The sequence below is a fragment of the Solimonas marina genome (assembly GCF_012241385.1).
GTDB classification, from domain to species: Bacteria; Pseudomonadota; Gammaproteobacteria; order Nevskiales; family Nevskiaceae; genus Solimonas; species Solimonas marina.
Map to the genome: position 1 here is coordinate 502,344 of NZ_JAAVXB010000002.1, position 20,537 is coordinate 522,880.

The 20,537-nt window shown below is 66.2% G+C and carries 22 protein-coding genes; 18 read left to right on the forward strand and 4 right to left on the reverse strand.

Annotation, left to right across the window (positions count from 1 at the left end):
* Window positions 1-7 precede the first annotated feature (7 nt).
* The 5 genes from sdhA to G7Y82_RS05620 all read left to right on the forward strand — a co-directional run bounded on the left by sdhA (window position 8) and on the right by G7Y82_RS05620 (window position 4,119).
* Complete coding sequence (sdhA, locus tag G7Y82_RS05600) at window positions 8-1,801, forward strand: succinate dehydrogenase flavoprotein subunit (protein ID WP_168147019.1); 1,794 nt, start codon at window positions 8-10, stop codon at window positions 1,799-1,801.
* Window positions 1,802-1,827: 26 nt separating this feature from the next.
* Window positions 1,828-2,613 (forward strand): succinate dehydrogenase iron-sulfur subunit, encoded by a 786-nt coding sequence (locus tag G7Y82_RS05605; protein WP_168147020.1) that lies wholly within the window; start codon window positions 1,828-1,830, stop codon window positions 2,611-2,613.
* A 63-nt stretch (window positions 2,614-2,676) separates the two neighbouring features.
* Entirely contained in the window at window positions 2,677-2,913 is a 237-nt protein-coding gene (locus tag G7Y82_RS05610; RefSeq protein WP_366515615.1) for an FAD assembly factor SdhE, read from the forward strand.
* Window positions 2,914-2,943: 30 nt separating this feature from the next.
* The gene (locus G7Y82_RS05615; RefSeq protein WP_168147022.1) at window positions 2,944-3,375 is read left to right on the forward strand and encodes a protein YgfX; all 432 of its coding nucleotides are present in this window, start codon (window positions 2,944-2,946) and stop codon (window positions 3,373-3,375) included.
* A gap of 69 nt (window positions 3,376-3,444) precedes the next feature.
* Window positions 3,445-4,119 carry a flagellar brake protein gene (locus G7Y82_RS05620; RefSeq protein WP_168147023.1) on the forward strand — a complete coding sequence of 225 codons (675 nt, stop codon included), beginning with the start codon at window positions 3,445-3,447 and terminating at the stop codon, window positions 4,117-4,119.
* 9 nt (window positions 4,120-4,128) lie between these two features.
* Here G7Y82_RS05620 and nadB read toward each other — a convergent pair whose 3' ends face one another.
* Window positions 4,129-5,733 (reverse strand): L-aspartate oxidase, encoded by a 1,605-nt coding sequence (gene nadB, locus G7Y82_RS05625; protein ID WP_168147024.1) that lies wholly within the window; start codon window positions 5,731-5,733, stop codon window positions 4,129-4,131.
* Between the two features lie 173 nt (window positions 5,734-5,906).
* Between nadB and rpoE the strand changes: the two genes are divergently transcribed.
* The 13 genes from rpoE (at window position 5,907) to acpS (ending at window position 17,074) form a co-directional block, all read left to right on the forward strand.
* On the forward strand, window positions 5,907-6,482 hold the full coding sequence (rpoE, locus tag G7Y82_RS05630) for an RNA polymerase sigma factor RpoE (protein ID WP_168147025.1): 576 nt from the start codon (window positions 5,907-5,909) through the stop codon (window positions 6,480-6,482).
* 83 nt (window positions 6,483-6,565) lie between these two features.
* The gene (locus G7Y82_RS05635; RefSeq protein WP_168147026.1) at window positions 6,566-7,201 is read left to right on the forward strand and encodes a sigma-E factor negative regulatory protein; all 636 of its coding nucleotides are present in this window, start codon (window positions 6,566-6,568) and stop codon (window positions 7,199-7,201) included.
* The gene (locus G7Y82_RS05640) at window positions 7,201-8,217 is read left to right on the forward strand and encodes a MucB/RseB C-terminal domain-containing protein (RefSeq protein WP_168147027.1); all 1,017 of its coding nucleotides are present in this window, start codon (window positions 7,201-7,203) and stop codon (window positions 8,215-8,217) included. The genes G7Y82_RS05635 and G7Y82_RS05640 overlap by 1 nt, the downstream gene beginning before the upstream one ends.
* Window positions 8,218-8,312: 95 nt before the next feature.
* Complete coding sequence (locus G7Y82_RS05645; protein ID WP_168147028.1) at window positions 8,313-9,812, forward strand: Do family serine endopeptidase; 1,500 nt, start codon at window positions 8,313-8,315, stop codon at window positions 9,810-9,812.
* Between the two features lie 9 nt (window positions 9,813-9,821).
* Window positions 9,822-10,070 carry a glutaredoxin family protein gene (locus G7Y82_RS05650; RefSeq protein ID WP_168147029.1) on the forward strand — a complete coding sequence of 83 codons (249 nt, stop codon included), beginning with the start codon at window positions 9,822-9,824 and terminating at the stop codon, window positions 10,068-10,070.
* A 148-nt stretch (window positions 10,071-10,218) separates the two neighbouring features.
* The gene (gene lepA, locus G7Y82_RS05655; protein WP_366515616.1) at window positions 10,219-12,024 is read left to right on the forward strand and encodes a translation elongation factor 4; all 1,806 of its coding nucleotides are present in this window, start codon (window positions 10,219-10,221) and stop codon (window positions 12,022-12,024) included.
* 27 nt (window positions 12,025-12,051) lie between these two features.
* Window positions 12,052-12,846 carry a signal peptidase I gene (lepB, locus tag G7Y82_RS05660; protein WP_168147031.1) on the forward strand — a complete coding sequence of 265 codons (795 nt, stop codon included), beginning with the start codon at window positions 12,052-12,054 and terminating at the stop codon, window positions 12,844-12,846.
* Between the two features lie 33 nt (window positions 12,847-12,879).
* Window positions 12,880-13,263 carry a DUF4845 domain-containing protein gene (locus G7Y82_RS05665; RefSeq protein ID WP_168147032.1) on the forward strand — a complete coding sequence of 128 codons (384 nt, stop codon included), beginning with the start codon at window positions 12,880-12,882 and terminating at the stop codon, window positions 13,261-13,263.
* Window positions 13,260-13,943 (forward strand): ribonuclease III, encoded by a 684-nt coding sequence (gene rnc, locus G7Y82_RS05670; protein WP_168147033.1) that lies wholly within the window; start codon window positions 13,260-13,262, stop codon window positions 13,941-13,943. The genes G7Y82_RS05665 and rnc overlap by 4 nt, the downstream gene beginning before the upstream one ends.
* A 147-nt stretch (window positions 13,944-14,090) precedes the next feature.
* Complete coding sequence (gene era, locus G7Y82_RS05675) at window positions 14,091-15,035, forward strand: GTPase Era (RefSeq protein WP_168147034.1); 945 nt, start codon at window positions 14,091-14,093, stop codon at window positions 15,033-15,035.
* Window positions 15,036-15,078: 43 nt separating this feature from the next.
* Window positions 15,079-15,795: a DNA repair protein RecO gene (recO, locus tag G7Y82_RS05680; RefSeq protein WP_168147035.1), complete on the forward strand. Its 717-nt coding sequence runs from the start codon at window positions 15,079-15,081 to the stop codon at window positions 15,793-15,795.
* A gap of 63 nt (window positions 15,796-15,858) precedes the next feature.
* Window positions 15,859-16,608, forward strand: a complete 750-nt coding sequence (locus G7Y82_RS05685; RefSeq protein WP_168147036.1) for a pyridoxine 5'-phosphate synthase — start codon at window positions 15,859-15,861, stop codon at window positions 16,606-16,608.
* Between the two features lie 37 nt (window positions 16,609-16,645).
* Window positions 16,646-17,074, forward strand: a complete 429-nt coding sequence (acpS, locus tag G7Y82_RS05690; protein WP_168147037.1) for a holo-ACP synthase — start codon at window positions 16,646-16,648, stop codon at window positions 17,072-17,074.
* Window positions 17,075-17,077: 3 nt separating this feature from the next.
* Here acpS and G7Y82_RS05695 read toward each other — a convergent pair whose 3' ends face one another.
* From G7Y82_RS05695 to G7Y82_RS05705, 3 genes are all read right to left on the reverse strand, one after another.
* Window positions 17,078-17,554 carry a pyridoxamine 5'-phosphate oxidase family protein gene (locus G7Y82_RS05695; protein ID WP_168147038.1) on the reverse strand — a complete coding sequence of 159 codons (477 nt, stop codon included), beginning with the start codon at window positions 17,552-17,554 and terminating at the stop codon, window positions 17,078-17,080.
* A gap of 23 nt (window positions 17,555-17,577) precedes the next feature.
* Entirely contained in the window at window positions 17,578-18,030 is a 453-nt protein-coding gene (locus tag G7Y82_RS05700) for a PA2169 family four-helix-bundle protein (RefSeq protein ID WP_168147039.1), read from the reverse strand.
* A gap of 210 nt (window positions 18,031-18,240) precedes the next feature.
* Window positions 18,241-20,508: a hybrid sensor histidine kinase/response regulator gene (locus G7Y82_RS05705; protein ID WP_168147040.1), complete on the reverse strand. Its 2,268-nt coding sequence runs from the start codon at window positions 20,506-20,508 to the stop codon at window positions 18,241-18,243.
* Window positions 20,509-20,537 lie beyond the last annotated feature (29 nt).

The following is a 20,537-nucleotide window of genomic DNA, read 5'->3' on the forward strand; positions in this document are numbered from 1 at the left end:
CGCACCCATGTCCGCTTACGAAATCGTTCATCACGAATACGACGCGATCGTTGTCGGCGCCGGTGGCGCCGGCCTGCGCGCCACGCTCGGCCTGGCCGAGGCCGGCCTGAAGACCGCCAACATCACCAAGCTGTTCCCGACGCGTTCGCACACCGTCGCCGCGCAGGGCGGTATCTCCGCCGCGCTGTCGAACATGGGCCGCGACGACTGGCGCTGGCACTTCTACGACACCGTCAAGGGCTCGGACTGGCTCGGCGACCAGGACGCCATCCAGTACATGACGCGCGAGGCCATCCCCGCGATCATCGAGCTCGAACACTACGGCGTGCCGTTCTCGCGTACGCCGGAAGGCAAGATCTACCAGCGTCCGTTCGGCGGCATGACCACCGAATTCGGCAAGGGACCGCCGGCGCAGCGCACCTGCGCGGCCGCCGACCGTACCGGCCACGCCATGCTGCACACGCTCTATCAGCAGTCGCTGAAGTGCAAGGCGCAGTTCTTCATCGAGTACTTCGCGCTCGACCTGCTGACCGACGACGACGGTTCGATCAAGGGCGTGCTGGCGTGGGACATGGCGACCGGCCAGTTGCATCGTTTCCGTGCGCACCTCGTCATCCTCGCCACCGGCGGCTACGGCCGTGCGTACTTCTCGGCGACCTCGGCCCATACCTGCACCGGCGACGGTGGCGGCATGGTGCTGCGTGCCGGCCTGCCGCTGCAGGATCTGGAGTTCGTGCAGTTCCACCCGACCGGCATCTACGGTTCGGGCTGCCTGATCACGGAAGGCGCGCGCGGTGAAGGCGGCTACCTGACCAACAAGAACGGCGAACGCTTCATGGAGCGCTACGCGCCGAGCGTCAAGGACCTGGCGCCGCGTGACATGGTCAGCCGCGCGATGGCCACCGAAATCCGCGAAGGCCGCGGCGTCGGCGAAGAAGCCGACCACATTCATCTGCACCTCGAGCACCTCGGTCCGGAAGTGCTGCATCAGCGCCTGCCGGGCATCTCGGAGTCGGCGAAGATCTTCGCCGGCGTCGACGTCACCAAGGAACCGATCCCGGTGGTGCCGACCGTGCACTACAACATGGGCGGCATCCCGACGCTGCATACCGGCGAAGTGGTCACGCTCAAGGACGGTAACCCGGACTCGGTCGTGCCGGGCCTGATGGCGGTCGGCGAAGCGGCCTGCGTGTCGGTGCACGGCGCCAACCGTCTCGGCTCCAACTCGCTGCTCGACCTCGTGGTCTTCGGTCGCGCCGCGGCGATCCGCGCCGCCGAGCTGGTCAAGCCGGGCATGGCGCACAAGAAGATTTCCAGCACGTCCGAAGAAAAGGCGCTGGCGCGCCTCGACAAGTTCCGCAACTCGAAGGGCGAGACGCGTACCGCGAAGATTCGCCTCGACATGCAGAAGACGATGCAGAAGCACTGCGCCGTGTTCCGCGACGGCCCGACGATGCAGGAAGGCGTCGACGTGCTCAAGGGCGTGATCGACAACTTCAACAACGACCTGTCGGTGTCGGACCGTGGCATGGTCTGGAACTCGGACCTGGTCGAGACGCTGGAGCTCGACAACCTGCTCGGCCAGGCGCTGCTGACCATCGTCGGCGCCGAGAACCGCAAGGAATCGCGCGGCGCACATGCGCGCGACGACATCAAGGATCGTGACGACGGCGAATGGATGAAGCACACGCTTGCCTGGCGCACCGCCGACAAGGACGTGAGCATTGATTTCCGTCCGGTGCACATGCAGCCGCTCGACAGCGAAGTCGAGCACATCCCGCCGGTTGCTCGTAAGTACTAAGCCTTCAGCTAAGGAAGATCCCAGCCATGGCTCAATTGACTCTGCCGCAGAACTCGAAGATCGACAAGAAGGCCGGTAAGACCTTCAAGGCGCCGGCCGGCGCGAAGGACGTGAAGACCTTCAAGATCTATCGCTACGATCCGGAAGCGGGCGGCAACCCGCGCGTCGACAGCTACGAGATCGACATGGCCGCCTGCGGCCCGATGGTTCTCGACGCGCTGATCAAGATCAAGAACGAGGTCGACTCGACGGTCACGTTCCGCCGCTCGTGCCGCGAAGGCATCTGCGGTTCGTGCGCGATGAACATCGACGGCACCAACACGCTGGCGTGCATCAAGCCCTGCGAAGACATCAAGGGCGACGCCAAGATCTATCCGCTGCCGCACATGCCGGTGGTCAAGGATCTGGTGCCGGACCTGACGCACTTCTACGCGCAGCTGGCGTCGATCGAGCCGTGGCTGAAGACCGATTCGGCGGCGCCGACGCGCGAGCGTCTGCAGTCCGAAGAGGACCGCGCCAAGCTCGACGGCCTCTACGAGTGCATCCTCTGCGCGTGCTGCTCGACGAGCTGCCCGAGCTACTGGTGGAACGGCGACCGTTATCTCGGTCCGGCGATCCTGCTGCAGGCCTACCGCTGGCTGGTCGATTCGCGCGACGAAGCGACCGGCGAACGTCTCGACGCGCTCGAGGATCCGTTCAAGCTGTATCGCTGCCATACCATCATGAACTGTTCGCAGACCTGCCCCAAGGGTCTGAATCCGGCCAAGGCGATTGCCGAGACCAAGAAGATGATGGTGGAACGCGTCATCTGATGTTCGTTGATGAAGCTCCCGAGGGCGGCCGCAAGGCCGCCTTCGTGTTTGCGGAGAAGTGAAGTGAGTGATGAAGGACGCCTGCGCTGGCTGCTGCGGCGCGGCATGAAGGAACTCGACGTGCTGATGGAGCGCTATTACGCGCACCGTTTCCACGAGGCGCCGGCGGACGAGAAGGGCGAATTCCTGCGTCTGGTGACCTTGGCCGAAGATCCGGACATCTGGGCCTGGGTCATGGGCTATGACACGGTGCCCGACGATTACGCCGTCATCATCGAGCAGTTGCGCGTCTACCGCTGACGCGTCGCCGACCCGACGAGCAAGACGCGCATGGCCGGCGAATTCGCGGCGACTGTCGATCTCAAGCTGCGGCCGTCGTTTCGCGCGCTGCGCCTGATCTTCGTGCTGCACATCGTCTGCATCGGCCTGCTGCCGTTCGCGATGCCGAGCGGCTGGCCGATGCTGGTGCTGGTCGCCGCATTCGCGGGCTCGTGGTTCTGGCTGCGTCGGCATCCGGCGCTCGGCTATGGGCCGCGCGCGATCGAGCGCGTCATTTGGCACGCCGATGGTCAGTGGACGATCTTCGTTGGCGGCCGCGAAGCGCGCGCCACGCTCGATGGGCGCAGCGTGATTCACCGCCGCCTGTTGGTGCTGAACTTCCGCAGCGAAGCGTCAGGGCGCCGCTATGCGCGGCTGATCACGTCCGCCGACGCTGCGCCGGAACCCTTGCGTCGTCTGCGCGCGCGCCTGCTGTCGACCTGAGCCAGGCCAGACCGGAAGCTGGTTGGCCTCGCGTACACTGTCCCCAGACCCGATCGGGGAGTGTGGCGCATGAGCGACGCGCAGGAAACGCTGGAGCTGAGTTGCGGCGAGGCGCTGCAGTTGCAGTTCGCGCAGGACGAACTGGACCGGCGCTACTACGTGAAGATCATCGGCTGGTTGCCTGGCGGCAGCATCATCGTCACGGCGCCGATGGCCGACGGCAAGCTGGTCGTGGTTCGCGAGGGTCGGGTGCTGACGGCGCGGGCCTTTGCCGGCAATCAGGCGGTCGCGTTCAGCTGTTCGGTGCTGCGCGTTTGCCTGCATCCCTATGCATATCTGCATCTGAGTTATCCGGACCAGTTCCGCCGCGTCACCGTGCGCAAGGCGTACCGCGTGCCGGTGCAACTGGCGGCGACGGTGACGGTGATTCGACCGGGTAGCGAGCATCGCGCGGTCGAGGTGCGCCTTGTCGATCTCAGTGCTGGCGGTGCGATGATCGAAAGCACGGAGGCGATCGCCGAAGCCGGTGAGCGGGTGGGGCTCAGTGCGCGCTTGCCGGTCGAGCGCATGGACGCATTGCCGATCGCGGTGTTCGGCCGCATCCGCAATGTGGCGACGGCCGACGGCGACGAATCGGGCGCCGTGCATCGTTACGGCCTGGAATTCGACGCGCTGGACGCGAGTTCGCAGCTGGCGGTGCGGGTCTTCGTCTACGAGCAGATGTTCCGGCTCGGCGCCAGCTGAGCCGCGCGCTCAGGCGCGGCCGGGCAGGACGGTCGGCGCGACCTGATCGAGCATCTGCGGGTAGTCCAGCGTGTAGTGCAGGCCGCGCGATTCGCGGCGCGAGAGCGCCGAGCGAATGATCAAATCGGCGCAGACCACCAGATTGCGTAGTTCGATCAGGTCGGCGCTGACGCGGTAGTTGCCGTAGTAATCCTGAATCTCGCGCGCCAGCAACTGCACGCGGTGCAGGGCGCGCTCGAGGCGCTTGGTGGTGCGCACGATGCCGACGTAGTCCCACATGAAGGTGCGCAGTTCCAGCCAGTTGTGGCTGACCACGACATCTTCGTCGGAGTCGGTGACGCGGCTTTCGTCCCAAGGCTTGAGTTCCTGCGGCATTTCGCGCGCTGGCAGGCTGGCGATCAGATCTTCGGCGGCGGCCTTGCCAAACACCACGCATTCGAGCAGCGAATTCGACGCCAGGCGGTTGGCGCCGTGCAGGCCGGTGCAGGCGACCTCGCCGATCGCGTAAAGCCCGTCGACATCGGTGCGCGCATTCAGGTCGGTCAGCACGCCGCCGCAGGTGAAGTGCGCCGACGGCACAACCGGAATCGGCTGCGTGCGGATATCCAGGCCCAGCGCCAGACAGTGCGCGTGAATGCTGGGAAAGTGCTCCTCGATGAAGTGGGCCGGCTTGTGCGTGATGTCGAGAAACACATGACGCAGGCCGAGGCGCTTCATTTCGTGGTCGATCGCGCGTGCGACGATGTCGCGCGGCGCCAGTTCGGCGCGCGGATCGAAGCGCGGCATGAAGCGTTCGCCGGCGCTGCCGTCCGGGTTGACCAGCCGCAATGTCGCACCTTCGCCGCGCAGCGCTTCCGAGATCAGGAAGTTGCGCGTGTCGCGATGAAACAGCGTGGTCGGATGGAATTGCATGAATTCCATGTTGGCGATGCGGCAGCCGGCGCGCCATGCCATGGCGATGCCGTCGCCGGACGCGCCGTGCGGGTTGCTCGAATACAGATAGACCTGGTTGGCGCCGCCACAGGCCAGCACCACGGCCTTGGCTGCCCAGGTGCTGACCCGGCCGCGCGGAATGTCGTAAAGGTAGGCGCCGAGCACGCGGCCGGGTGTTTCGCCCTTGCGGTCGACGATCAGGTCGATGGCGCTGCAGTATTCGCGGATCAGAATGTTCGGGTGCGCGGCGGCCAGTGCCGCCAGCGTGGTTTCGACGGCGCGCCCGGTAGCGTCGGCGGCGTGCACGACGCGGCGATGGCTGTGGCCGCCTTCGCGCGTCAGGTGCAGGCGCCGGCCGCGGCCTTCGCCGTCTTCCTGCGTGAAGACCACGCCCTGTTCGAGCAGCCAGTCGATGCCGACCGGGCCGCCTTCGACGGTGAAGCGCACCGCGCTTTCGCGGCACAGCCCGGCGCCGGCGACCAAGGTGTCCTGGATGTGGTTTTCCAGCGAGTCATCATCGTCGATGACGGCGGAGATGCCGCCCTGCGCCCACAGGGTGCTGCCGGACTTGAGGCTGGTCTTGGACACGACGACGACGCGATGACCGGCTTTGGCCAGGCGCAGCGCGCAGGACAGGCCGGCGGCACCGCTGCCGATGACCAGAACTTCGGTTTCGTTCATGAAGCGTTCGGGGCGCCGGATGAGTACAATGTGCGACTTTGTTTTCGAGTCGGGGCACCAATCCGGACCGGGCAGCGACGCTGTCCGCCGCGGCGGATGTCCGGGCAGAGTCTGGCTTGGATCTCGAGGTGGGAGTGTAGCGGTTTTTCGCGTGAGCGAAGCCGCGTCGACGCATGAGCGATACGGTTTCTGACGAACAGCTGGTGGTGCGCGCGCAGGAAGGCGATCAGCGCGCGTTCGAGCTGCTCGTGCGCAAGTACCAGCACAAGATCGTGCAACTGGTCAGTCGCCTGGTCGGCGACGGTGACGCGCCGGACGTCGCCCAGGAAACCTTCATCCGCGCCTACCGGGCCCTCAACGGCTTTCGCGGCCAGTCGGCGTTCTACACCTGGCTGTACCGTATCGGCATCAATACCGCCAAGAATTACATCGTCTCACGCTCGCGCCGGCCGGCCGATCAGGATATCGATATCGCTGATGCGGAACTGTATGGCCATACCGAGCATCTAAGTGACGTGGAGACGCCCGAAGCGTCGCTGTTGACGGAGGAAATCCGTAACGCTGTAGCCGACACGATCGCCAAGCTGCCCCCGGATCTGCGCCGCGCCATTACGCTGCGGGAGCTCGAGGGCTTGTCTTACGAGGAAATCGCCGAGGTCATGGAATGCCCGATCGGAACGGTCCGATCCCGTATCTTCCGGGCCCGCGAGGCGATCGATGCGGTCCTCAAGCCGTTGCTGGGTGAGTGACGCTGGCGACCGTTTGTCGATGTAACGGAACTTTTTCCAGTTTTTAGGGTTCAGGGTATATTCAGATTTTCCAGGTGTCAGGCATGATCCAAGAAACACTGTCCGCGCTGCACGACGGCGAGTGCTCCGACCGGGAGCTCGACGCACTGCTTGCCGAACTGGACCGCCAGCCGGAACTCAAGGCGCGCTGGCGCCGGATGCAGATCGCACGCGCCGCACAGCAGCGCGTCAGCGTGACGCAGATCGACATCAGCGCGGCTGTGATGGCCGGTATCGGCGCGGCCCCCGAGGCGGCCAACCCGAAGGTGGTCGAACTGGCGTCGCGTCGCCGCCGCACGGTGGTCTGGCGTACGACCGGTGGTCTGGCTGCCGCGGCCTCGGTGGCCGCCGTGGCGCTGACGCTGGGCATGAACTTCGGCCCGGCCGGCACGACCGGCCAAGGCGCGGCGCTGACCGCGGCCGCGACCGGCGGGTCGCCGACCCAGGCGTCCGGCATTCACGACGTGGCCATGGTCAGCGGTGCTGCCGGCGAGGAAGGCGCCATTGAGTCGCCGGCCGCGCAGATGGACGACGACCTGCGCAACTACATGATCGAACACAGCAACAGCCTCGCCGATCGCGGCGTCGGCGGTGCGCTGTCGTACGCGCGCTTCGCGGCTCACACTGACGACGAAGCCTTTGCTGAGCCGACCAACCTGACGAGCAACGGGAACCCGTAATGCGCTATCGCGCGGCACTCGGACTCCTCGCCGCCGGCTGGAGTCTGGCGGCAACTGCGGCCGATCCTGCGGATTGGCTGGCCAAGATGAGCGAGGCCGCCCGCACCCAGAACTACCAGGGCGTCATTGTCTACCAGACGCATGACCGGCTGGAGACGATGCGGGTCGTGCATCGTTACCGCAAGCAGGACGGCGAAGTCGAACGCGTGCAGACGCTGACCGGCGCGCCGCGCGAGATTCTCAAGAAGGGCAACGAGGTCATCTGCCTGCTGCCCAAGGACCGCAAGGTCACGCTTGAACTGCCGACGCCCAAGGCGCTGTTCCCCGGCCTGACGCCGGAGCGCGTCGCGCAGATTTCGCGCTACTACGATTTCCGCGACATCGGTGAGGCGCGCATCGCTGGCCGCAAGTGCCGTGGCATCACGATCGCGCCGCGCGATCAGTATCGCTATGGCTACGAGATCTGGGCCGATGCCGAGACCGCGGTGCCGGTCAAGGTCAACCTGATCGCAGGCGGCAACCATTTGCTCGAACAGTTGATGTTCACGGAGATCGAGTTTCCGAAGGCGATCCCGGACAGCGCTCTGAAAACCGAGCTCGACCCGAGCAAGTTCCAGAAGGTGACGCGCGTCGTGCCGGAACCGCAGCCGTTCGCGGTCGACACCCAGGCCGACCAGCAGATCGCCAATCTGCCGCCGGGCTATCACGTGTCGATGCGCGAGGTGCGGCCGACCGCCGACGGTCAGGGCATCGTCGAGCACATGCTGCTGTCGGACGGCCTGTCAGCGATTTCGGTGTTCACGGCGCGGCGTCGTGTGCCGTCACAGACCGCCTTCCAGGGTTTTTCGCAGATCGGCGCGCTCAACGCCTATGGCCGCATTTCCGGCACGGTGCATATCACTGTGGTCGGTGAAGCGCCGTCGGAGACGGTGCGGCAGATTGGCGAAAGCGTGCAGGCCGCTGACGCGCCGGCAATCGACGCGACCGCTCCCGCTGCCCCGCCCGAGCCGCACTGAAGCACCGCCGCGCTCCGCCGGCGGTTTGAATTCCGGCGCGAAATCCGTTGAAATCCGCCGAGTTGCGCGCTGCCTCCGTAGCGCCGGAGTTCCCGATGAAGCTTGCCGCCGTTCTGCGGCTCACCGCAGTCTGTCTCCTGCTCAGCCTTGCTGCCTGCCAGCGTGAACATCCGGCGTCTGCGGGCGCGGTGCTGCCGGACTTTGCCGATCTGGTCGAGCGTGTGTCGCCCTCGGTCGTCAACATCAGCACGGTCCCGGCCGATCCGCCGGTCAGCGACGCTTCGGCGCAGACGCAAAGTAACAGCGACGATGACCTGAAGGACGCGCCGGAGTGGTTCAAGCGCTTCCTGCAGGAACATCCCGACGACTCGCAGGACGACGGTGGCGACGACGGCGATGGCGGTCCGGCCGACCTGCCGCCGGGGCCACAGTCGCTGGGTTCCGGCTTCGTGCTGTGGGGCGACGGCTACATCGTGACCAACTACCACGTGGTGCGCGACGCCAAGGAAGTGATCGTGCGTCTGCTCGACCGCCGCCAGTACACGGCGCAGGTGGTCGGTAGCGACGAGGCGACCGATGTCGCGCTGCTGAAGATCAAGGCCGGCGACCTGCCGGCGGTCAAGCTGGCCGACACCAGCAAGCTGCGGCCGGGGCAGTGGGCGCTGGCGATCGGCTCGCCGTTCGGCTTCGACTATTCGGTCACCGCCGGCATCATCTCGGCCAAGGGCCGGGCGCTGATCACCGAGCAGTACGTACCGTTCATCCAGACCGACGTGGCGATCAACCCGGGCAATTCCGGCGGGCCGCTATTCAATCTGGCGGGCGAGGTGATCGGCATGAACTCTCAGATCTACTCGCAGTCCGGCGGCTACCAGGGCCTGTCGTTCTCGATTCCGATCGACATCGTTGCCAAGGTCGCGCGCCAGCTCAAGGATCAGGGCCGCGTGACGCGTGGCTGGCTTGGCGTCGTCGTCCAGGAAGTCGACCGCGACATGGCGCAACAGGCGCACATGGACAAGCCGGGTGGTGCGCTGGTGGCGCGCGTGGTGCCGGACAGCCCGGCGTCGCGCTCCGGCGTGCGCGCCGGCGACATCATTCTGAGCTACGACGGCAAGGAACTGCCGAACTCGGTGGCCTTGCCGCCGATGGTCGGTATCACCGACCCCGGCCAGCTGGCGACGCTGAAGCTGCTGCGTGACGGCAAGACCATCACCATCAAGGTCGACGTCGGCGCGCTGGCGCCGGGTGCCGACGGCGATGCCGATCAGCAGTTGCAGGATGCGCCGAAGCCGCCGCCGGTCGGTCCCTTGGGGCTGGTCGTGCGCGCCATGGACAGCAGCGAACGCAGTCACGCCCAGGTCATCAGTGGCGGTGTGCTGGTGACGTCGGTCGGCAACGGCCCGGCGGCGCGCGCCGGCATTCGAGCCGGCGACGTGTTGCTGCAGATCTCCGGCCAGGAAATCGACAGCCCGGACCGCCTGGCCACGGTCGTGTCGCGACTGACGCCAGGTGCGACCGTGCAGGTCCTCGTGCAGCGTCGCGGCTCGCCCTTGTTCCTGATGCTCGATGTGCCGGGCTCGTCGAACGACAGCTGAGGTGTGGGCGTGAGCGAGGTCGGTCAGAACTGGATGCTGTTGTCGCGCCAGGACTGCCACCTGTGCGAGGAGTTCGAGGCGGCGCTGCGCGAACATGTCGGCGCGGAGGTGGTCTTGCGGCACGCCGACGTCGACAGCCGCGGCGAATGGCGCATGCGCTACGGGCAGCGGATTCCGGTGCTGCTCGCTGCCGACGGTCGGGTGCTGGCCGAGGGGCGCTTCGACGCGGTCGCCTTCGAGCGAAATTTGCGCAGCTGAGGGCGGCCTGACGGTATACTGCGCGACTTGATTGACATCCATGTCACGGCCGGTGCCGCTTGGTGGGGCCTCAGTTCCACGGACTGCCGGCCGCCTGGTGCGGCGCAGACCGTGCAGCACAAATTCCTTTTTTCGACCTGATTTCTTCGTGCGTCTCGATCACATCCGCAATTTCTGCATCATCGCGCATATCGACCACGGCAAGTCGACGCTCGCGGACCGTTTCATCCAGCTGACCGGTGGTCTCGAAGAACGCGAGATGCAGGCGCAGGTGCTCGACAACAATCCGATCGAGCGCGAACGCGGCATCACCATCAAGGCGCAGTCGGTGCAGCTGCACTACACGGCTAGGAACGGCGAGCGCTATCAGTTCAATCTGATCGACACGCCGGGACACGTCGACTTCAGCTACGAGGTCAGCCGCTCCCTGGAAGCCTGCGAAGGGGCGCTGCTGGTGGTCGACGCCTCGCAGGGCGTCGAGGCGCAGTCGGTGGCGAACTGCTACACGGCGCTGGACCAGAACCTCGAGGTGATTCCGGTCCTCAACAAGATCGACTTGCAGAACGCCGAGCCGGATCGCGTGCGCGAGGAGATCGAGCAGGTCATCGGCATTTCCGCGGCCGACGCGCTGAAGGTCTCGGCCAAGACCGGCCTCGGCGTTGCCGACGTGCTCGAGGAAGTGGTGCTGCGCCTGCCGCCGCCGAAGGGCAACCCGGACGGCCCGCTACAGGCGCTGATCGTCGATTCGTGGTTCGACAACTACCTCGGTGTCGTCTCGCTCGTGCGTGTCACCAGCGGCTCGGTGAAGAAGGGCCAGAAGATTCGCGTGATGTCGACTGGCCGCGACCACGAAATCACCATGCTCGGCGTCAATGCGCCGAAGCGCTTGTTCAAGGACGAGCTGCAGTGCGGCGAGGTGGGCTTCATCGTCGCCGGCATCAAGGACATCTTCGGCGCGCCGGTCGGCGACACACTGACGGCCGCCGGTAATCCGGCGGGGCTCGAAGCGTTGCCGGGCTTCCGCACCGTGCAGCCGCGTGTGTTCGCCGGCATGTTCCCGGTCGACGCCGACGACTTCGAGGATTTCCGCGAGTCGCTGCAGAAGCTGCGCCTCAACGATTCGGCGCTGCAGTTCGAGCCGGAGAATTCAACGGCACTGGGCTTCGGCTTTCGCGTCGGCTTCCTCGGCATGCTGCACATGGACATCGTGCAGGAGCGTCTGGAGCGCGAGTACAACCTCAACCTGATCACCACGGCGCCGTCGGTGGTCTACGAGGTGCTGAGGACCGACGGCGATGTCGTCAAGGTCGATAATCCGGCTGAACTGCCAGAGCCCGGTTCGATCGACGAGCTGCGCGAGCCGATCATTTCGGCCCGCGTGCTGATGCCGCAAAGCTGCGTCGGCCCCGTCATGCAGCTGTGCATGGAAAAGCGCGGCGTGCAGAAGAACCTGCGCTACCTCGGCAGCCAGGTGCAGATGGAAGTCGAAATGCCGATGGCCGAAGTCGTGCTCGACTTCTTCGACCGCCTGAAGAGCGTGTCGCGCGGCTATGCGTCGTTCGAATACGAATTCGTGCGTTTCCAGGCCGCCGATCTGGTCAAGCTCGACGTGCTGGTCAACGGCGACAAGGTCGATGCGCTGGCGACCATCGTCCACCGCGACAACGCCTATCCGCGTGGCCGTGACCTCTGCGAGCGCATGCAGGACGTCATTCATCGGCAGATGTTCGACATCGCCATCCAGGCTGCGATCGGCGCCAAGATCATTGCGCGCAGCACCGTCAAGGCGCTGCGCAAGGACGTGACCGCCAAGTGCTACGGTGGCGACGCGTCGCGCAAGCGCAAGCTCCTCGAAAAGCAGAAAGAGGGCAAGAAGCGCATGAAGCAGGTGGGTTCCGTCGAGATTCCGCAGGAAGCCTTCCTGGCGGTGCTCGGCGTCGACAAAAAGAAATAGGCTTTCGAACATACTCGAGGATTCGGCATGCACGCCATCCAGTGGGACTTTGCCGTCATCCTGACGGTTCTGACGCTCTTCACGGGCATCGTCTGGCTGCTCGACAAGGTCTGGCTCGGCCCCCGCCGCCGCGCGAGTCTGGGCGTCGACGCGGTCGACAAACCGGGCGCGTTCGTCGACTTCTGCCGGTCGTTCTTCCCGGTGATCTTCGTCGTGCTGATGCTGCGCTCGTTCGTTGCCGAGCCGTTCCGCATCCCGTCCGGCTCGATGATTCCGACGCTGCTGGTTGGCGACTTCATCCTCGTCAACAAGTTCGCGTACGGCTTCCGCGATCCGGTGTTCCACTACAAGTTCATCAAGATGGGCGAGCCCAAGCGCGGTGACGTGGTGGTGTTCCGCTGGCCGGTCGACCCGTCCAAGGACTTCATCAAGCGCATCGTCGGCATCCCCGGCGATCACATCGTCTATCGCAACAAGCAGCTGTTCATCAACGGCGAGCCGGCGACGCTCGATGCCGACGGTGCCTACACCGCGCCGGGCCTGCCGCCGCCGGGCGTCGTCTATCGCATGGATGAGCACCTGGGCAAGGTGGACCACAAGATCCTCGTCAATCCTGATCGTCCGGCCGACGACTTCGAGTTCATCGTGCCGCCGGGCGAGTACTTCGCGATGGGCGATAACCGCGACGGCTCGGACGACAGCCGTCGTTGGGGCACGGTGCCCGAGAAGAACTTGATCGGTAAGGCCTTCATGATCTGGATGTCCTGGGATTCGGAGAACGACCGGGTGGTCTTCTCGCGCATCGGCAAGGGCATCCACTAAGCTAGCGGGCATCCACGGGGAGAGGACAGCGCCATGTATTCGATGCGTCGCCAGAAAGGCCTGGGCTGGTTCGGCATGCTGTGCCTGCTGGCCGTGATCGGATTCATCGCCATCGTCGCGGTCAAGACGATGCCGCTGTACCTCAACCAGATGAAGATCGCGTCGGCCGTGCACAAGACTGCAGCCGACCCGGAGAATGGTCGCGCCGACGTCATCTCGCTGCGTCGCGAACTGCAGAAGTACTGGGACATCGACAGCATCGACACGCTGTCGCCGCGCGACGTCAGCATCGTCCGCGACGAGCGTGGCCGCTCGCTGAGCTATGACTACGAGGCGCGGGCACATCTGTTCTACAACATCTATGTCGTCATCGAGTTCTCCGACGACGTACCGTTGACGGGTTCCGCTTCGTCTTGACGCGCGAGATCGAACAGCTGGAACAGCGCCTCGGCTACCACTTTGTCGAGGCGCAGCTGCTGCGGCAGGCCCTGACCCATCGCAGCGTGGGCTACGTCAACAACGAGCGCCTCGAATTTCTCGGGGATGCGCTCGTCAACTTCGTCATCGCCGATTTGCTGTATCGCTTGCGCGTGCGCGCCGAAGAGGGCGCGTTGTCGCGTCTGCGTGCCAGCCTGGTTCGCGAGGAGACGCTCGCGCGACTGGCTCGCGAGCTGTCGCTCAGCGACGTCCTGACACTGGGCGAGAGCGAGCTCAAATCCGGCGGCTATCGCCGCGATTCGATCCTTGCCGACGCCTTCGAAGCGGTGTTGGGCGCGGTTTATCTGGATGGCGGCTTCGCCGCCGCTCGGCAGGTCTGCGAGCACCTGTTTTCGGCGCTGCTCAGCGACCTGCCGGACCCGGACAGCCTGAAGGACGCCAAGACCCGGCTGCAGGAATGGTTGCAAGCGCGTGGGCGGCCCCTGCCGCGCTATGAGGTGATCGACGAGAGCGGCCCGCCGCACCGCCGGCGCTTTCATGTGCGTGCCTGGCTCGATGACAGCGATGAGGTCTCGGAAGCGCACGGCAGCAGCCGCCGCGGTGCCGAGCAGGACGCCGCACAGCAGCTGCTGCAGACCCTACAATCGGCACATGCATAAACGCATCGTCGCCACCCCAGCAGTACCCGCCCACGGCGCCGCCTCGGGCGTCCGGGCGCTGCGCTGCGACATGAGGATTCATCGTGCATAGCGGCATCGTTTCGATCGTCGGGCGGTCCGCCCCGCAAGCGCTCGGCGCTTGCGCAGATGAACGCGTCGGTGCTTTTTCCGACGTTGGGCCGCGGCGGCGGGAACCAGGGAGCTACCGTGCATAGCGGCATCGTTTCGATCGTCGGGCGGCCCAACGTCGGTAAAAGCTCGTTGCTCAATGCACTGGTTGGGCGCAAGGTCAGCATCGTCTCGCACAAGCCACAGACCACCCGGCACCGTATTCAGGGCGTCGTCAATCGTGAAGATGGGCAGATCGTCTTCGTCGACACGCCGGGTCTGCATCATCGCGAGACACGGCGTCTGAATCGGGCGATGAACGAGCAGGCGATGGCGAGCTTCCACGACGTCGACCTACTGGTCTTCGTCATCGAGGCGCGTCGTTGGAGTGACGAGGATCAGGCCGTGCTGCGCCGTCTCGAAGGCCTCGACGTGCCGATTGGCCTGGTCGTCAACAAGATCGACCGCATCGAAGACAAATCGGCACTGCTGCCGGAACTGCAGCGGCTCGCCGGCCTGCGCGATTTCGCGTTCGTCGTGCCGCTGTCGGCGCTCAAGCGCAACAATACCGATGCGTTGCTCAGCGAGCTGTTCTCGCGCTTGCCGGACGGCCCGCCGCTGTATCCGGAAGACCAGATCGTCGGCTACGACGACAGCTTCTTGGTGTCCGAGATCGTCCGCGAGAAGCTGACGCGCAACCTGCACCAGGAGCTGCCGTATTCGCTGACTGTTTCCGTCGAGCATTTCGAGCGCGAAGGCAAGCTCGACCGCATCGAGGCGGTGATCTGGGTCGAGCGCGAAGGGCAGAAGAAGATCGTCATCGGCGAAGAGGGCATCACCCTCAAGCAGGTCGGCACGTCCGCGCGCCGCGATCTTGAACGCCTGATGGGGCGCAAGGTCTTTCTCAAGCTCTGGTGCCGCGTGCGCGAGAACTGGAGCGACGACCTGAAGGCGCTCAAGCAATTCGGCCTGACGGGCGAATAGGCCGCGCGAAACCCGGTCCGATGGCCGCTAGCCGGAGCCGCTGATGCGTGAGCGCGTGACGCTGGAGCCGGCCTATTTGCTGAACCGCCGGCCCTACCAGGACAGCAGCCTGTTGCTCGAAGCGTATACGCGCCAATACGGTCGCGTTGGCCTCGTGGCACGCGGCGCGCGGGGACCGAAATCCAAGCTGCGCGGTGTACTGCAGCCGTTCACGCCGCTGTTGCTCGGCTGGGCGGGGGGCGGCGATTTGGGCACACTGCAAGGCGCCGAGGCGGTTGGGCCGCCGTTGCCGCTGAGCGGCGAGCGCGTCTTCTTCGGTTGGTATCTCAACGAGCTTCTGATACGTCTGGTCGCGCGTGCCGACCCGCACCCGCCGTTGTTCGAGGCCTACGCGCTGGCGCTGCAGCAGCTGCCGGACGATGCCGAACTGGCGCAGGACGCGCTGCGTATCTTCGAGAAGACGTTGCTGGCCGAACTCGGCTACGGACTGTTGCTGCCGGACGGGATCGACCCGCAAGCGCACTACCGCTACGACGGCGAGCGCGGTGCGCGTCCGGTGCCAGGCCCGGAGCCGGGCAGTTATGCCGGCGCCAGTCTTGCCGCGCTGCGCGACGAGCACTTCGCCAACGCGAGCGAGCGCGGCGACGCGCGGCGCCTGCTGCGCGATGCGATCGCGCCGCTGCTCGGCGGCCGATCGCTGGAAACGCCGCGGCTGCTGCGCGAGATGCGCAGCAAAGCCGATAAAATCCCCGACTCATAAAGCGCCGGACTTCATCCGCATGGCATCGAACCGTCTTTCCGCGGCATCGCGCCGCCGCCCTGAATGAGCGCGCGACGCAGCAAGCCGCCGCTGCGTCTCGGCGTCAACGTCGATCACGTCGCGACCGTGCGTCAGGCGCGTGGCACGCCGTATCCGGACCCGGTCGAGGCCGGCACGCTGGCGCTGGCCGCCGGCGCTGCCAGCATTACCGTGCATCTGCGCGAGGATCGGCGTCATATCCAGGATCGCGACGTCGTGGCGCTGGTCAAGCGCCATCGCGCACAGATCAATCTGGAAATGGCGGTGACGCCGGAGATGGTGGCGCTGGCCTGCCGCCTGAAGCCGGCGTATGTCTGCCTGGTGCCGGAGAAGCGCGAGGAGCTGACGACCGAAGGCGGGCTCGATGTCGCCGGTCAGCTCGACGCGGTCGCTGCAGCCTGTGCGCAGCTGGCCAAGGCCGGTATCGCCACGGCCTTGTTCATCGACGCCGACGCGCGTCAGCTCAAGGCGGCGATCGCCACCGGTGCGCCGCATCTGGAAATTCACACGGGCCGCTATGCCGACAACCAGGGACCGCAGCAGGCGCTCGAATTGCGTCGCATTACGGCATTCGCGCGCGCCGCGCACAAGGCCGGTTTCGAAGTTCACGCCGGCCATGGTCTGACGACCGACAACGTCGGGTCGATCGCGGCGATCCGCGAGGTCGTCGAGCTCAACATCGGCCACAGCCTGGTGGCGCGCTCGCTGTTCGTGGGTCTGCCGACGGCGATTGCCGAGATGCGCCGCGCGATCGACGATGGCCGCGGGCGCTGAACGGCCAGCGCACGTGACGGCGGACACGAGCCCCCCGATGACGGCGGCCCTGCACGGCATCGGCATCGACATCCTGCGCGTCGAGCGCATGGAGAAGCTGCTCGAAAAGCATGGCGACAAGCTGTTGACGCGTCTGCTCTGTGCGCAGGAGCAGCGCGAGGTTCGCACGCGCAAGAACCGCGCGCGGGCGTTGGCGATGTGTTGGGCCGCCAAGGAAGCCTTCGTCAAGGCGCTGGGCACCGGCTTCGACGGCATCGGCTGGAAGGAAGTCGGCGTCGTGCGCGAGGCCAACGGCCGTCCGGTGCTGGTCTTCGATCGCGTCATGAAGGCGCGCATGAAGCGTCAGAACATCGGTGCCGCGCACATTTCGCTCAGCGACGACGGCGGCATGGTCAGCGCCTACGTGGTGCTGGAACGCGCGCCGCCGTCGCCGACCACCGTGCGTCGGCGCAGCCCGCGCAGCTGAGCCTCAGCGGACCGGGATGGTCGCGGCGATCGCGGCCTGGGCGGCCGGCGGCAGGACCCGTTGCGCACCGATCGTGGTCGCGACCCAGCCGTTGTCGTGCGACCAGTACTGCGCGCTCGCGACCCGCACGCAGACCAGTGCCAGATGCGGATCGTCGCGGCCGTCGGCAAACCAGGTGTGGTAGGCCGGCGACCACAGACGATCGAGGGCGTCGGCATCGCGGCTCAGCGAGGCGAGGCCGCAGACCGACACGTAGATTTGTCGCTCCGGCGTCGCGTACGCGAGGTTGACGTGCTGCTCGCGCTGCAGCTGCGCGACTTTCGGCGACTGCGTGGACGTGAAGAACCACAGGGTGCCGTCGGCGTGATCGACGCGTGCCGCAACCAGCGGCCGGCTCATCAATTCACCGAATGGCCCGCTGGTCGTCATCATCGCCACCTCGACGTCGTCGATCAGGTCCCACAGTCTGGCTGCATTCATGTCGGTCTTCCGTGGCAAGTGTGTCAGGCGGCCAGCGCCATCATCGAGTGCTTCAGCTCGCGCATGCAGGTGCGCGACTGTGCGACGCGCGGCCAATAGGCTTCCAGCGTGTGCCGCACCATCGGGTCGTCGGTGTCGGTGATCGCGCCGCGTACCTCATCGACGAGTCGCTGTTCGACGCGTTCGAGCTGTGCAACATAAATCTGCGCCTCGCGGTGCGGCGACAGCCGCGCGGCAACGTCAGTGCAGACCTTGTGTACTGCGCCGGTGACGGTCCCGTGCATGGGCGGTGCCACGCCGTCGCTGCGCAGGCGTGCCGACAGACCGGTGATCAGCTCGCGTTTGGCGACCGCCATCTCCTCGAAGGTCGCGCGCAAATTGGGATCGTCGACGTGGCGCAGGGCGTCGTCGTAAAAGCGTGCACCGTCCTTGGCCACTTCGATCAGGTGACGGACGAGTTGTCGATTGCGATTCATCTCGGCTCCTTCGCGATGCGTTCAGTTCATGGCGACGCCGGCGCCGCGCTGCGGCCACCGATGCCGGTGTGTTCTCAAACGACTCTAGATTGACGCACGAAGTTTCGTGCGCTGCGCCGATCCGGCAATTCGCAATGAAGGCGGACTGAATGTGGCGTGATGCGGGTGCCAGGCGCGGCACCGCCAGGTGCAACGCCGCCGCGCTGGCGCTTAGGCGTCTTCCTGCATCGCCGACAGGGTTTCGTCGACGGCGCGGCGCACGCCGTCGAGCGCGCGCCGCGCCGTGGGGCCGTCCTGCAGGCGGTCGGTGCTGCGCAGCCAGTCTTCGACGGCCGAGGTGGTCTGACGCAGCTGCGCCAGATGATAGAAGGCTGCGGTACCGCGCAGCGTATGCGCGGCCTCGCGCGCCGCTTCGAGCTTGCCGCCGTCGAAGGCCTTCTGCAGTTCAGCGAACTGCAGCGGCAGCTCCTCGCGCAGCAGCGACAGCAGCTCCGGGTCGCGCGCCAGTCGTGCCGCGGCGTGCACCTGACGGCGCGTGCTCGGTTCCAGTGCCGCGAGCAGCTGGCTGTCGTCGAAGGGCTTGATCAGCACCGCGTCGGCGCCGGCGTCGATGAACGCCTGCCGCTCCTCGGGGTCGAGGTGGGCGCTGATCGCGAGAATGCGGCAGCGTTCGCCGCCTTTCTCGGTTTCGCGAATGCGTTTGGCGCAGCCGGGGCCGTCCAGCTCCGGCATGTGGGCGTCGAGCAGCACGATCGGCTGTCGCTGCGCGAGCCAGCGATCGAAGGCCTCGCGACCATCGGCAACCTCTGTGGTTGCCAGGCCCAGATGCGTACACAGCATCGCCAGATAACGGCGATTGGCGGCGTTGTTGTCGGCGATCAAGGCTTGCTGGCCTTCGAGCGGCAGCGTGGCGCCGGCATTGATGCGCAGCAGTCGCGCCAGATCCTGATACAGGCGCCGACGCGTCACCGACTTCGGATGGCAGAGGCTGGCGCCGCTGCGGCGCACGTGTTCGAGCAAGGGCGGCGCGACCGAGTTGACGAGCACGACCATCGCTGTGGTGCCGCGTTCGCGCTGCAGCAGCTCCTGGATTACGGGCGTATCGACGTCAAGCGGCGCCAGACCGAGCATGACCAGCGCCGGACGGCGTTCGCCGGCGGTGTTGAACAGCGCCTCGGACAGCGCTTCGGCCGATTCGAAGCTGTCGACCGTCAGGCCCCAGAATTCGAGCCAGTGCATCCACGCCAGGCGCGCCGCCTGATGCGGTTCATAGAGCCAGACGCGGTGGCTGCCGAGCGGCTCGTCTTCCTGCGGCGCCGATTCGGCGGCGGCGATCAGCTTGAACGGCAGCAAGACACTGAATGTCGAGCCCTTGCCAAGCTCGCTCTCGAGGCTGATCTCGCCGCCCATCAGCTCGGCGAGCTTGCGCGAAATCGACAGGCCCAGACCGCTGCTGCCGACCTGCGTGCCGCCGATCTGGCGAAACGGCTGGAACAGGCGCTCGCGTTGCTCGGGGGCGATGCCGATGCCGGTATCGGAGACCGCGAAGCGCAGCCAGCTACGGCCCGATTCCTCGCGCTCGCCCATTACGCGCAGCACGACCGCGCCCTTGGGCGTGTACTTGATGGCGTTCGACAGCAGATTGGTCAGGATCTGCCGCAGGCGCTGGCTGTCGCCGCGCAGCTCGCGCGGCACGTCGTGATAGACGATGCGCACCAGCTCCAGGTTCTTTTCGTAGGCCAGCGGCGCGAGCAGGGCGATGGTGCTTTCGACGGTGTCGTAGAGATCGAAGCGCAGCTCTTCGAGCTTGAGCCGACCGGCTTCGATGCGGCTCCAGTCGAGCAGGTCGTTGATCATCGTCAGCAGCGCGCGCGCCGACTTGTCGAGCGTATCCAGGTGTTCGAGCTGATCGGCGTCGAGCGAGGTGCGGCGTAGCAGATCGGCGTAGCCGAGGATGCCCGACAGCGGCGTGCGCAGCTCGTGCGACATGCTCGACAGCCGCTCGCTCTGCGCGCGCATTTCCTCCTGCTCGCGGGCGGCGGTGACGCGCAGCTGCTGGCATTGCGCGGCGAACTCGTCACGCTCGCGCTTGAGTCGTGCGGATTGCTGCGCGACGCGCTCGTCAAAGTCGCCGCGCAGCTCGCCGTATTGTTGGGCCAGGCGGTTGAGGTCGCGGCCGAGATCGCCGGCCAGGCCCGGCAGGTGGGGCGGCGCGCGGACTTCGAGGCGGCCGGCCGCCAGATCGCGCAGCGACAGCCCGAGCGCGCTGAAGGCCGGTCGCGCGGTGCGCGTGAACGCGAAAGACAGTGCCGCGATGGCGATCAACAGGCTGGCCCCGATCATCACCCGCATCGCATGCGGCAGCATCAGTGGCGGCAGCCACAAGCCGGCGGCCAGCGCGGCCGCCAGCAGCGCCAGGACGATGAATGCCCAGGCTCCTGGCAGCAACCTCAGGCTGTATTGGCGGTGCGGCTCCAAACCGGGGTTCCCTCGCGTAAAATTCGCTG

What these genes read in the sequence shown, in the direction of transcription:
- recO (WP_168147035.1), top strand. Translation starts at nt 15,079, where the DNA reads ATGCGTGAGCGCGTGACGCTGGAGCCGGCCTATTTGCTGAACCGCCGG.
- G7Y82_RS05695 (WP_168147038.1), bottom strand. Translation starts at nt 17,554, where the DNA reads ATGAATGCAGCCAGACTGTGGGACCTGATCGACGACGTCGAGGTGGCG.
- nadB (WP_168147024.1), bottom strand. Translation starts at nt 5,733, where the DNA reads ATGAACGAAACCGAAGTTCTGGTCATCGGCAGCGGTGCCGCCGGCCTG.
- G7Y82_RS05640 (WP_168147027.1), top strand. Translation starts at nt 7,201, where the DNA reads ATGCGCTATCGCGCGGCACTCGGACTCCTCGCCGCCGGCTGGAGTCTG.
- G7Y82_RS05645 (WP_168147028.1), top strand. Translation starts at nt 8,313, where the DNA reads ATGAAGCTTGCCGCCGTTCTGCGGCTCACCGCAGTCTGTCTCCTGCTC.
- sdhA (WP_168147019.1), top strand. Translation starts at nt 8, where the DNA reads ATGTCCGCTTACGAAATCGTTCATCACGAATACGACGCGATCGTTGTC.
- lepB (WP_168147031.1), top strand. Translation starts at nt 12,052, where the DNA reads ATGCACGCCATCCAGTGGGACTTTGCCGTCATCCTGACGGTTCTGACG.
- acpS (WP_168147037.1), top strand. Translation starts at nt 16,646, where the DNA reads ATGACGGCGGCCCTGCACGGCATCGGCATCGACATCCTGCGCGTCGAG.
- G7Y82_RS05615 (WP_168147022.1), top strand. Translation starts at nt 2,944, where the DNA reads ATGGCCGGCGAATTCGCGGCGACTGTCGATCTCAAGCTGCGGCCGTCG.
- G7Y82_RS05620 (WP_168147023.1), top strand. Translation starts at nt 3,445, where the DNA reads ATGAGCGACGCGCAGGAAACGCTGGAGCTGAGTTGCGGCGAGGCGCTG.
- era (WP_168147034.1), top strand. Translation starts at nt 14,091, where the DNA reads ATGAACGCGTCGGTGCTTTTTCCGACGTTGGGCCGCGGCGGCGGGAAC.
- rpoE (WP_168147025.1), top strand. Translation starts at nt 5,907, where the DNA reads ATGAGCGATACGGTTTCTGACGAACAGCTGGTGGTGCGCGCGCAGGAA.
- G7Y82_RS05700 (WP_168147039.1), bottom strand. Translation starts at nt 18,030, where the DNA reads ATGAATCGCAATCGACAACTCGTCCGTCACCTGATCGAAGTGGCCAAG.
- G7Y82_RS05685 (WP_168147036.1), top strand. Translation starts at nt 15,859, where the DNA reads ATGAGCGCGCGACGCAGCAAGCCGCCGCTGCGTCTCGGCGTCAACGTC.
- G7Y82_RS05605 (WP_168147020.1), top strand. Translation starts at nt 1,828, where the DNA reads ATGGCTCAATTGACTCTGCCGCAGAACTCGAAGATCGACAAGAAGGCC.
- G7Y82_RS05665 (WP_168147032.1), top strand. Translation starts at nt 12,880, where the DNA reads ATGTATTCGATGCGTCGCCAGAAAGGCCTGGGCTGGTTCGGCATGCTG.
- G7Y82_RS05635 (WP_168147026.1), top strand. Translation starts at nt 6,566, where the DNA reads ATGATCCAAGAAACACTGTCCGCGCTGCACGACGGCGAGTGCTCCGAC.